Raw genomic sequence first — 11,598 nt, forward strand, 5'->3', positions numbered from 1 at the left:
TCTGCCCCTTCGCCAGAATTACTTCCATATTCGCAGCCCTGTTGCTCCGCTAAAACAGCACCAAGGCGCAAATAGGAAAGAGATGATGGAAAAGACCGCAACCCGTATCGATTGGATCGGCGGCAGCTGCCGGCTGCTCACGGCGACGGCGGCCGAATTCGAGCGGACGCGTCCTTTCGAGGGTCTATCGATCGGTACCGGCATCCATCTCGAGCCGAAGACGGTGGCGCTGTTGATGACGCTGCGCGCCGGTGGCGCGCGTCTCGTCTGCACCGGCAATCTCAACAGTACCCAGCCGTCGACGGTCGAGTTCCTGCGTTCACAAGGAATCACCGTCTTTGCCACGCAGACGACCGATCCCGCTGCCCATCATCAGAGCCTCGAAGCGGTCATCGCCGAGAAGCCGGATCTGCTGCTCGACAATGGCGGCGATCTCTTCGCCATCGCGGCGGAAAAGCCCTATGCCAATCTCCTGGGCGGCACCGAGGAGACCACTTCGGGGCGCACCCGTCTGCTGCCGCTGCGCGAGCGGCTGGAGATGCCGATCCTCGTCATCAACGACAGCCCGATCAAGCAGTTCGCCGAAAACAGGCATGCCGTCGGCCAGAGCCTGTTCGAAAGCTACCTGCGCTTCACCAACCGCTCCACCAACGGCAAACGCGTGACCGTCTTCGGCTACGGCGCCTGCGGCAAGGGCACGGCCGCCTGTTTCCGCAATGCCTTTTCAACCGTCAGCGTCGTCGACATCGATCCGGTGACGACGCTCGAAGCCCATCTCGACGGTTTCGTCACGCCGCTACGCGACCAGGCGATCCGCTCGGCCGATATCATCGTCACCGTCACCGGTTTTGCCGGCATCGTCACGGCAGCCGACCTGCCGCTTGTCAAGGACGGCGCGATCCTGATGAATGGCGGCCATTTCCCGCATGAGATCGATGTCGAGGCCCTTCGCCGCCATCCCGATGTCACCGGCATCGATCGCTACGAGGCCGACCATATCGAGACCTTCCATCTCGCCGACGGCCGTTCCTTCCATGTACTCGGCGGCGGTCACATGGCCAATCTCGCCGGTCCGCGGCCGCTCGGCAATACGGTCGAGTCGATGGATCTCGGCTTCACCCTCCAGGCCCGCTGCCTGGAACGCATCGCCCGGGGCGAGGCCGGTCCCCAATCCTGCGTCGTCCCCGTACCCCGCGATATCGACGCGATGGTGGCGAACGCCTATCTCGATCTGGCGCGCTAATTCTCTCGTCGAGGTTAGTCGATCTCGACGACGAGCTTTCCATCCGCCTGCCGGCTTTTGATCAGCCGATGCGCCTCATCGGCATCGGCAAGGGCGAACCGGCGCCTGTCGAGCTTGGGCATCACCTTGCCGGCTTCGACGAGCTTCGTCATCTCCCGCATGATCTGACCGTGATGGGCGCGTCCCTCGCCGGTCAGAAGCGGCAGCAGCGTGAAGACGCCGGAATAGGTGGCGGCCTTGAAGGAGAGTGGCGCCAGCGCGTGGCTTCCCCAGCCAAGACAGCTCACGACATGGCCGAACCGACTGACGGCACGGAATGCCGTATCGAGCCCCTGGCCGCCGACCGTATCGTAGACCAGATCGAAACCCTTGCCGCCGGTGTGTCTTGCGACATAGGTTTCCACCGTTTCCACGTCACGATCGATCGGTGTTGCGCCAAGGCCGGCGAGATAATCCGCTTTCGAAGCGCCGTCGACCACATAGACCTCGGTTCCGGCAGCCTTGGCGATCTGCGCCACGATATGGCCGACACCGCCGCCGCCGAGTACGAGAACCTTCTGGCCGGCCTTGACCCCGGCGCGGTCGACAAGCCCTTCCCAGGCGGTGATCGAGATCAACGGCAGGGCGGCTGCCTCGCGCATCGACAGATTCTGTGGCTTTGGCGCCAGCAGCGCGGCGTCGATGGCTGCAAATTCGGCAAGCGATCCCTGAATGCCGCCGACCCCGCCGGTCATGCCGTAGACCGCGTCGCCGCGGCGGAAACCACTGACGCCAGTTCCGATCTCTTCGACGATGCCGGCCATATCGATGCCGAGTATGGCGGGAAGCGGATGGCGGGCATGGACCGCATTACCGGCCCGGATCTTGAGGTCGAGCGGGTTGACGCCACTTGCCTTGATGCGCACCAGAACCTGGCCCTCGCCGGGGGGCGATTTTGCGATATCGGCGATCCGCTGCGGCGAATTCGGCGTCTCCGCCAGCAGTGCTTTCATCGTTGATTGGACAGGCATGGAACTCTCCTTCGTTCGCAGCGCGGCGTCTGCTGGGGCGTCGGCAATGGCTTGTGCTGGAAGAAGATGGTGCATTGAAGCGCGAATGAAAATGAAAGATAATGACTGAAATCCATGCATTTTTGTTTGACGGATGCGGGCGATGGAATGGAGCGACCTCAAGCTGTTTCTGGCGATCGCGCGGTTCGGCACGCTGGGGGCAGCAGCCCGCAGCCTCGGGCTGACGCAGCCGACGATGGGCAGGCGGCTGCGTGCTCTTGAAGCCTCGCTCGGCCAGACGCTTTTTCAGCGCACGACGGATGGCTTCGTGCTGACCGACGAGGGCACCGCCGTGTTCGCCGGCGCTGAACGCATCGAAGAGGAAGCGCTCGCCATGGAGCGCGTCCTTGCCGGTGGCAGTCGTCAGCTCGATGGTTTTCTCAGGCTGTCCTCATCCGATTGGTTCGGCGTACATGTGCTTTCGCCGGTACTGGCGGAATTCTCGCAAGTCCATCCAAAGGTAGAGATCGAATTGCTGACCGACAGCCGGCTTCTCAACCTGTCGCGACGCGAAGCCGACCTCGTCTTCCGCATCCGGCCTTTCACGGAGGCGGAGGTCATATCGCGCAAGCTCATCCATATCGAATACGGCCTTTACATCAGACGCGGCGCACCGCACCCCGAAGCTGGCGATGGCACGGGCGCCCGCCTCATCAGCATGGACGAGGCTTTCAGCGACATGCCGGATGTCGGCTGGCTGCAGCGCCTGTTGCCGCGGGCCAATACCGTCATGCGGAGCAACAGCCGCGACGTGCAGGCAGCGCTCTGTGCCAACGGTGCCGGGCTCGCCGTTCTGCCGCGGCCGCTCGGCGATTCCCTTGCGGTCGTCGAACTGGTCGATCTCGGTGAACCGCCACCCGGCCGCGACACCTGGGTCGGCTATCACCGCGACATGAAGCGGCTGGCGCGGCTGCGCGCCCTGCTGGACCTCGTCATCGAGAGGCTGGCGCGCTGAACCGGCACTGCCATCAGCGCTCCCAATAGGGGACGGGGCCATAAAGCTCTGCCAGATAATCGATGAACAGCCGCACCTTGGCCGGCAGGAACTGCCGGCTGGGATAGACGACCGACAGCGCGACATTGTGCGAGCCTTCATAGGCCGGCAGCACCTGCACCAGCCGGCCGGCCTTGAGCTCTTCGCCGATATCCCAGGTGGAGCGCAGCGCGATTCCGAGACCGGCGATGACAGCCTCGCGGATCACCTCGCTGGAATTGGTGATCAGCATGCCTTCCGGCCTGAGACTCAGCGCTCCGTCCGGTCCGTTCAGCCGCCAGGTGTCGTTATTGTGCGCCGGCAGGCAGCGGTGGTGTTTCAGCTCGTCGATATGCTGAGGCGCGCCATGCGCCGCCAGGTAATCCGGCGAGGCGCAGAGCAGCCGGCGCACCGGCGCCAGCCTTCGGGCGACGAGGCTCGAATCGGTGAGTTCGGCGATGCGGATCGCCAGATCGAAGCCGCCGCCGACGATGTCGCTGAATTCGTCCGTCAGCACCAGGTTGATCGCAAGCTCCGGATGCGCCTCCATGAAACCCTTCAGATGCGGCGCAATATGCATGCGCCCGAAGGAGGTCGGCGCCGAGATCTTCAGCGTGCCGTGCATCTGTGCCGAGCGGCCGGAGATATAGAATTCCGCTTCCTCAAGCCCGGCGAGAATGCCGAGGACGCGGTCGTAGAAACCCTGTCCGGCTTCCGTCAGCGAGATCTGCCGCGTCGTGCGTTGCAAAAGCCGGGTGCCGAGCCGGTCCTCCAGCCGCTTGATCCGCTTGGAGACGACGGCCGGGGAAAAGCCGAGCGCGCGCCCGGCGAGAGACATGCTGCCTGTCGAAACGACCTTGGCAAAGATTTCGAGATCACCCAGATTGGTCATAAGGTTTTGCGACTTTTTCCCCTTTTGGCATAAGTGCTTAGCATTTGCGCCGCTTTCGGGAAAGTGCTAAGCCGGTCTATCGGCGGCAGGGAGGTTCGCGGCCGGTTCCGCTACCCTCTTCCCGCTGTTATTTCCCCGTCGTCAGGGCCAGGGAGAACGCCATGTCCGACGCCATTTCGTTTCTCAGCCCCCGCGCCGATGTCCTGGCGCGCAGACCCCAGATCGTCGCCGATCTGACCGATCTTCTGCCGCCGGAATGCCTGGTGCATGAGGCGCGCGAGCTGGTGCCGTTCGAGACCGACGCCTTCGTCTCCTACCGCCGTCTGCCGCTCGCCGTGGCCCTGCCGCGCACGACAGCCGAGGTTTCGGCCGTCATGCGCTATTGCCACCGCTACGGCATTCCCGTGGTGCCGCGCGGCGCCGGCACCTCGCTTTCCGGCGGCGCCATTCCGCAGGAGGATGCGGTTGTGCTCGGCCTGTCGAAGATGAACAGCATCCTCGAAATCGATCTGCCGAACCGCGTCGCCGTGGTTCAGGCCGGCGTCACCAATCTCAACATCTCCGAATCCGTCTCTGCGGACGGCTTTTTCTATGCGCCCGATCCAAGTTCGCAGCTTGCCTGCACCATCGGCGGCAATATCGGCATGAATTCCGGCGGCGCCCACTGCCTGAAATATGGCGTCACCACCAACAACCTGCTCGGCGTCAGAATGGTGCTGGTCGACGGCACGGTGATCGAACTCGGCGGCAAGGCGCTGGATGCGGCGGGGTATGATCTGCTCGGCCTCGTCTGCGGCCATGAAGGCCAGCTCGGCATCGTCACCGAGGCGACGGTGCGGCTGATCGCCAAGCCGGAAGGCGCCCGCCCGGTGCTCTTCGGTTTCGAGAGCTCGGAGGAGGCCGGCGCCTGCGTTGCCGATGTCATCGCCGCCGGCATCGTCCCGGTTGCGATCGAATTCATGGACAAGCCGGCAATCGAGATCTGCGAAGCCTTCGCCCATGCCGGTTATCCCCTCGATGTCGGCGCGCTTTTGATCGTCGAAGTCGAGGGGTCGGAAGCGGAGATGGACGCCACGCTGAAGGACATCGTCGCGATCGCCCGCCGGCACGCGGTGAAGACCGTGCGCGAATGCCAGTCGGCGACCGAGGCGGCATTGATCTGGAAGGGCCGCAAATCCGCCTTCGGCGCCACCGGCCGCATCGCCGACTACATCTGCATGGACGGCACGGTGCCGCTCAGCCAGCTTTCCCATGTGCTGAAGCGGACCGCCGAAATCGTCGATCATTACGGCCTGCGCGTCGCCAATGTCTTCCACGCCGGCGACGGCAACATGCACCCGCTGATCCTCTTCAACGCCAACGATCCCGAGGATGCCGCTCGCGCGGAAGCCGCCGGCAACGACATCCTGAAGCTCTGCGTCGATGCCGGCGGCTGCCTGACCGGCGAACATGGCGTCGGCATCGAGAAACGCGACCTGATGCGCCACCAATATTCCGAGGCTGACCTTGCCCAGCAGATGGCGGCGCGCGCCGCCTTCGATCCCGGCTGGCTCCTCAACCCGTCGAAGGTCTTCCCGCTCGAAGGGCGCCCCGCCGCATGATCGATCTGATGCCGACGAGTGAGGAAGAGGCGGCGGCAATCGTCCGCGCCCACGCGGAAAGCGGCCAGCCGCTCGCGATTTGCGGCGGCGATAGCCGCTCGGGCTTCGGCAATGCCGTTGTCGCCGAAGGCCGGCTGCGCTCGACCGGGCTTTCCGGCATCGTCGCCTATAATCCCGGCGAAATGGTCATGACCGTTCGAGCGGGCACGCCGCTCGCCGAGGTCGAGGCGGCGCTGTCTGAGAGCGGCCAGATGCTCGCCTTCGAGCCGATGGATCATCGCCCTGTGATGGGGACATCCGGCGAGCCGACCATCGGCGGCGTGTTTGCCGCCAATGTCTCAGGCCCGCGCCGGCTGATCGCGGGTGCCGCCCGCGACAGCCTGCTCGGTGTGCGCTTCGTCAATGGCAAGGGCGAGATCATCAAGGCCGGCGGCCGGGTGATGAAGAATGTCACCGGCCTCGATCTCGTCAAGCTGGTGGCCGGCTCGCATGGCACGCTGGCTTTCCTCACCGAAGTTACTTTCCGCGTGCCGCCGCGCCCGAAGACGGAACAGACGGTGGTTCTATCGGGCCTCAACGATGCCGAGGCGGCCAACGCCATGGCGGCGGCGATGGCGCTGCCGGTCGAAGTCTCGGGTGCCGCCCATCTGCCGTTGACGGTGACCTGGAAATTCCTCGCCGGCACATTGCCCGAGGGCGAGGCGACGGTTCTGCGCATTGAGGGCCTGGCCGGTTCGGTCGACGTGCGCATTGAAAAGCTTGTCGCGGCAATGTCGGCCTTCGCCACGGTCACCAGGCTGGAGCAGCCCGACAGCCGCAGGCTCTGGCAAGAAATCCGCGACGTGCTGCCCTATGCCGACGGCACCGCGCGGCCGGTCTGGCGCGTCTCGGTCGCCCCCGGCACCGGCCATCAGCTGGTCGCCGCGCTGCGCCTCGAGGCCGGCGTCGACGCTTTCTATGACTGGCAGGGCGGTCTTGTCTGGATGCGCATGGAGGCCGGTCCTGAAGCCGAGCTGGTCCGCCGCTTCATCAAGGCGCTCGGTGGTGGCCATGCGACGCTGATCCGCGCATCGGCCGAGGCGAGGGCAGTCACCGCGGCCTTCCACCCCGAGCCTGAGGCGGTGGCGATGCTGTCACGGCGGGTGAAGGAGAAATTCGATCCGGCCGGCATATTCAATCCGGGGAAGATGGGGTGAGGGAGAAGATGAGCACAACCCCCGATATCCTCCAAAAGCGGAGGTCCCTCTAAATGCAAACCAACTTCACCCCGAGCCAGCTGCTCGATCCCGCTGTCGCCGAATCCGAGCAGATTCTGCGCAAATGTGTCCATTGCGGTTTCTGCACCGCCACCTGTCCCACCTATGTGACGCTCGGCAACGAGCTCGACAGCCCGCGCGGTCGCATCTACCTGATCAAGGACATGCTGGAAAACGGCCGGCCCGCCGATGCCGAGGTCGTCACCCATATCGACCGCTGTCTTTCCTGCCTTGCCTGCGTCACCACCTGCCCCTCCGGCGTCGACTACATGCACCTGGTCGATCACGCCCGCGCCCATATCGAAAAGACCTATAAGCGCCCGTTGATGAACCGGCTGACGCGTGCCATCCTTGCCGCCGTGCTGCCCTATCCCGGCCGTTTCCGCCTGGCGCTCAATCTCGCCCGTCTCGGCCGGCCCTTCGCCGGCCTGATGCGGGGTGGCGCACTGAAACCTTTCGCCGCCATGCTGGCGCTTGCGCCGCGCCGCATCCCGGCCGCTTCAGCCTTCGCAAAACCCGGCAGCTACTTGCCCGAGGCGGAACGGCGCGGCCGGGTGGCGATCCTTTCCGGCTGCGCCCAGCCGGTGCTCGATCCCGGCATCAACGCGGCGGCGATCCGGCTGCTGACGCGGCTCGGCGTCGAGGTCGTACTGCCGGAGGGCGAGGTCTGCTGCGGCTCGCTGGTCCATCACATGGGCCGCGCCGAACAGGCGCTTGCGAGCGCGCGCGCCAATGTCGATGTCTGGACACGCGAGATCGACGGGCAGGGCCTCGACGCGATCATCATCACCGCCTCGGGCTGCGGCACGACGATCAAGGATTACGGCCACATGCTGCGCCTCGATCCCGCCTATGCCGCAAAGGCGGCCAGGGTCTCGGCGCTCGCCAAGGATATCACCGAATATCTCGCCACCCTCGAGCTGCCGGCCCACATGCCGAAGGGCATCACGGTCGCCTATCATTCCGCCTGTTCCATGCAGCACGGCCAGCGCATCACGCTCGCGCCGAAGCAATTGCTGAAAGCGGCGGGCTTTACGGTGCGCGATCCGGCGGAAGGTCATCTCTGCTGCGGCTCTGCCGGCACCTATAACATCATGCAACCGGAGATCTCGGCTGCGCTGAAGGCACGCAAGGTCAAAAACATCGAGGCCACCAAGGCCGATATCATTGCCACCGGCAATATCGGCTGCATCACCCAGATCGCCACCGGCACCGGCATGCCGATCCTGCATACGGTCGAACTGCTCGATTGGGCTTATGGCGGCGCTGTGCCGGAAAAATTAACAGGTTTGCCGCTAGGCTGAAGCTACTACAGCGCCGCGCGTCTTTTCAGATGCGCAAAGGACGCTGTAGCACTTTAAATTGCTGCATATGCAGCGGGCCCGTCGGGCCGGTCTCGGGAGGTTGGGCGATGTGGCGGGGAATGATCGTGCTTGCGGGACTGCTCGGAGCGGCAGGCGCCGCCCATGCCGACAGTCGTTTGTTCTGTTCCGCCGACGACAAGGAAGCGCGTTTCACGCTCGAAAGCGGTTTCGAAAGCGATGCCGGCCACAAGCTCAACCATTTCCGCGGTGCACTTGTTGTCAAGGACCAGGCGCAATCGACGGTATTCGGAAAACGTGTTTTCGAATCGCAGCATCTGACCAATCACTGGTCGCGTGACGGCGAACTGCTCCTGGAGGTTCTCGACGGTGGTGATGACGACACCGGCGGAGCAACGCTGGATCTCGTCGTGGTTGCCGGCGAACGCGGCAAGCCGTCGGCAAATTTCAGCGGCACCTATTCCCTGACGATCGCAGGCGGTGAAAAGCCCTATGCCGTCCAGGGCAAGGTCAGCTGCGGCACGAAATAGAGCAATTTCAGGAAGTACGAAGCGGTTTTCCCAGGCAAAGCGCAAGGCGGTTTTGCCTGGGAATTGCATAACGATAAAAGGTTAGAGCGGTTTTGCGCTTTTATGCGCTGAACCGCTCTCACGTCGCAGCCGAAATTTGTTCTTACCAGTGGAATGAAACGCCGACGTTGACGGCATTCGTGAAGATGTTGGTCTTCAGGTCCACGCCGTTGTCGATCGGCACGTCGATGCGCGAATAGGTGCCCTTGTATTCGACGAAGGTCGACCAGCGCTCGGTCACCTTGAAGTCGACGCCGGCCTGGGCCTGCAGCGTCACGCCGCCGAATTCATATGCCCAGGTCTTGCCCTCGGGGCGAATCACTTCGACATGCGGAATGTTCACGCCGATACCGGCGCCGAGATAGGGCGTCCAGCGGCGGGTCGGATCCTGGAAGCGGTAGAGACCGTTCACCGTAAGCAAGTTCAGGCCGTCGGTGAATTCGAAGTGCGACCAGCCGGTCTTGGCCAGCGTATCGTCGTCGGCATAGACCTTGTCATGGGTATAATCGAGCGAAATACCCCAGTTCGGCTTGTTGAAGTTCTCGAGCCACCAGGTGACGCGGCCGCCGTAATAAGGCGGGCTGCCGAAGGACTTGCCTTCCCAGCCGGCGGTGAAATGCGTGCCGTCGGAGAGATCGACGCCGCTGTGCGGTGCGGTCTGATAACCGCCATAGACAGAGAATTGCAGATCTTCCGCCGAGGCGGAAACTGCTGAACAGATTGTCAAAAACGCGATGCCCGCAAGTAGCGAAGCGGAGGAACGCAGCGCATATGTCATTGAATAGCCCCGATATTGCAAATATGTCGACTCTTAGGCAGGTGTGCCAGCTTTCGGCCGCAAAGTCTAAGCAAAACAAAAGGCGCGTCGAAATGCGCCTTTCGTTTTTTTCGTCAGTGTTGCTCAGCCGCCAAACATCGTGCGCAGCACGTCGATGCCTCGGTCCTCGAAAGCCACCTTGCCCTGCCGGTTGCCGGGGCCGATGACGATCACCTTGGTGCCGACAGGCGCGCGGTCGTAGAGGTGCGTCACATCCTCGTTCATCATCCGGATGCAGCCGGAAGACATGTTGAGGCCGATCGTCCAGGGCTGGTTGGTGCCGTGGATGCGGAAGATCGTGTCGCGGCCGCCCTGGTAGAGATACATGGCGCGGGCGCCGAGCGGATTGTCCTCGCCGCCTTCCTGGAAAGCAGGGATGATGTGGCCCTTGGCGGCTTCGCGGCGGCGCATCTCGGCCGGCGGCGTCCAACTCGGCCATTCGGCCTTGCGGCCGATCTTGACGATCCCCGACCAGCCGAAGCCGTCGCGGCCGACGCCGATGCCGTAGCGGGTGGCGCGGTTGTTGCCTTCGACGAGATAGAGATATTTGTTGTTGGTATCGATGATGACGGTGCCGGCCGCTTCCGTCGTCACCAGGCGCACTTTCTTGCGCTTGAACTGCGGCTTCACGTATTTCGGCATCTGCGCCACGCGCACGATCTGCGCCGGGGCTCGTGTATTGTCCAGCGCGGAGCCGGCGGGTGCAGCAAAGGCGGATGTGGACATCAAGGACAGGACAAGTCCGGCGGCAGCCAGACCCGGCATCAATTTGATCATGATCGATTCCCCTCAAGCAAATTCGCTCGAAGCTACATGAACTTCTCCCCGATTCAAGATCGGCGTGGCCGGATAAAGCTCTTTTGGAGAAGGGAGCCGGCTATTCTCTACGGCTCCCCAGGTATTTGCCCGGTCGTTACATGACGATGACGCGGGTTCCGACGTTGACGCGGTCATAGAGATCGACGACGTCTTCGTTGCGCAGGCGGATGCAGCCCGAGGAGACGGCACTGCCGATCGACCAGGGCGCGTTGGTGCCGTGGATGCGGTAAAGCGTCGAGCCGAGATACATGGCGCGGGCGCCGAGCGGGTTTTCCGGTCCGCCGTCCATGCGCGCCGGCAGGTAATGGCCCTTGGCGGCTTCGCGGCTGATCATTTCGGAAGGCGGCGTCCAGTCCGGCCATTCCGTTTTGCGGGTGATCTTGTGGGCGCCGGCCCATTCGAAGCCGGGCTTGCCGACGCCGACGCCGTAGCGCCTTGCCTTGCCGCCTTCCATCACCAGATAGAGGAAGCGGTTGTTGGTATCGATGACGATCGTGCCGGGCTTTTCCGTGGTATCGTAATCGACCATCTGCGGCAGGAATTGCGGCTCGATCGGACGGCGGATCGACGGGATGCCGGGATTGATCGCCGAAACGGTCTGCGGTGCGGCCTGCGGCGCCTGGCGCAGCGCGCGGCGCTGGAAGATTCCGCGCTGCGGCTGCCGGATGACCGGCCGCTGATAGACGACGGGTCGAACCGCGCCGCCGCCGAGCTGGTTGATCCAGGGCGCCGTCAGATCCGGGCTGAGCACGACCGGCGGACGGGTGGCGTAGCGGTCGTCTGCAAGGGCGGCCGTGGAGACAATGCCGAAGAGGGCTGCGGCAAGAATAAGCTGTTTCATCATCGGACGAACTCTCTACAAATGACCGAAAATGGCTGGCGGGACTACTTCTCCGCCCGGGCGGACATGTTCCGCCCGCAAAGACGCTGCCACCCTATCCGCCAGCGAATGGTAAAGATCGATTCATGAAAAGCCGACCGACCGGATAAACTTTTCGTCAGGGTTACCGTTCGGTTTGGAAAGACGGTTTGCAAATGGTAAAGCCGGAATCATCAG

Annotated in this window: 11 protein-coding genes; 6 read left to right on the forward strand and 5 right to left on the reverse strand. The window is 63.6% G+C overall.

Features of this window, described 5'->3' with window-relative positions:
• Positions 1-85 precede the first annotated feature (85 nt).
• A complete protein-coding gene (locus NE851_RS14265) occupies positions 86-1,243 on the forward strand; it encodes an adenosylhomocysteinase (protein ID WP_183905870.1) in 1,158 nt (385 codons plus the stop codon).
• 14 nt (positions 1,244-1,257) lie between these two features.
• Here the strand turns inward: NE851_RS14265 and NE851_RS14270 are convergent, their stop codons facing one another.
• The gene (locus NE851_RS14270) at positions 1,258-2,253 is read right to left on the reverse strand and encodes a zinc-dependent alcohol dehydrogenase family protein (RefSeq protein ID WP_254961105.1); all 996 of its coding nucleotides are present in this window, start codon (positions 2,251-2,253) and stop codon (positions 1,258-1,260) included.
• Between the two features lie 142 nt (positions 2,254-2,395).
• Between NE851_RS14270 and NE851_RS14275 the strand changes: the two genes are divergently transcribed.
• Positions 2,396-3,247: a LysR family transcriptional regulator gene (locus NE851_RS14275; protein WP_254961107.1), complete on the forward strand. Its 852-nt coding sequence runs from the start codon at positions 2,396-2,398 to the stop codon at positions 3,245-3,247.
• A gap of 13 nt (positions 3,248-3,260) precedes the next feature.
• Here the strand turns inward: NE851_RS14275 and NE851_RS14280 are convergent, their stop codons facing one another.
• Positions 3,261-4,157, reverse strand: coding sequence for a LysR family transcriptional regulator (locus NE851_RS14280; RefSeq protein ID WP_132574197.1), 897 nt, complete (start codon positions 4,155-4,157; stop codon positions 3,261-3,263).
• A gap of 161 nt (positions 4,158-4,318) precedes the next feature.
• Here NE851_RS14280 and NE851_RS14285 point away from each other — a divergent pair, with 161 nt between their 5' ends.
• The 4 genes from NE851_RS14285 (at position 4,319) to NE851_RS14300 (ending at position 8,866) form a co-directional block, all read left to right on the forward strand.
• A complete protein-coding gene (locus NE851_RS14285; RefSeq protein WP_097595311.1) occupies positions 4,319-5,758 on the forward strand; it encodes an FAD-linked oxidase C-terminal domain-containing protein in 1,440 nt (479 codons plus the stop codon).
• The gene (gene glcE / locus NE851_RS14290; protein WP_254961111.1) at positions 5,755-6,954 is read left to right on the forward strand and encodes a glycolate oxidase subunit GlcE; all 1,200 of its coding nucleotides are present in this window, start codon (positions 5,755-5,757) and stop codon (positions 6,952-6,954) included. Before NE851_RS14285 ends, glcE begins: the two co-directional genes overlap by 4 nt.
• 53 nt (positions 6,955-7,007) lie before the next feature.
• Positions 7,008-8,318, forward strand: coding sequence for a glycolate oxidase subunit GlcF (glcF, locus tag NE851_RS14295; RefSeq protein WP_254961113.1), 1,311 nt, complete (start codon positions 7,008-7,010; stop codon positions 8,316-8,318).
• Between the two features lie 107 nt (positions 8,319-8,425).
• Positions 8,426-8,866, forward strand: coding sequence for a hypothetical protein (locus tag NE851_RS14300; protein ID WP_047613775.1), 441 nt, complete (start codon positions 8,426-8,428; stop codon positions 8,864-8,866).
• A gap of 142 nt (positions 8,867-9,008) precedes the next feature.
• On the opposite strand, the gene NE851_RS14305 is transcribed toward NE851_RS14300, so the two are convergent.
• The 3 genes from NE851_RS14305 to NE851_RS14315 all read right to left on the reverse strand — a co-directional run bounded on the left by NE851_RS14305 (position 9,009) and on the right by NE851_RS14315 (position 11,385).
• Positions 9,009-9,683: an outer membrane protein gene (locus tag NE851_RS14305; RefSeq protein ID WP_047613776.1), complete on the reverse strand. Its 675-nt coding sequence runs from the start codon at positions 9,681-9,683 to the stop codon at positions 9,009-9,011.
• A gap of 123 nt (positions 9,684-9,806) precedes the next feature.
• Entirely contained in the window at positions 9,807-10,499 is a 693-nt protein-coding gene (locus NE851_RS14310) for a L,D-transpeptidase (protein WP_254961116.1), read from the reverse strand.
• Positions 10,500-10,635: 136 nt separating this feature from the next.
• Positions 10,636-11,385: a L,D-transpeptidase gene (locus NE851_RS14315; RefSeq protein WP_183904219.1), complete on the reverse strand. Its 750-nt coding sequence runs from the start codon at positions 11,383-11,385 to the stop codon at positions 10,636-10,638.
• Positions 11,386-11,598: the final 213 nt, after the last annotated feature.

Source organism: Rhizobium anhuiense bv. trifolii (assembly GCF_024346605.1).
Classification (GTDB): Bacteria; Pseudomonadota; Alphaproteobacteria; order Rhizobiales; family Rhizobiaceae; genus Rhizobium; species Rhizobium anhuiense.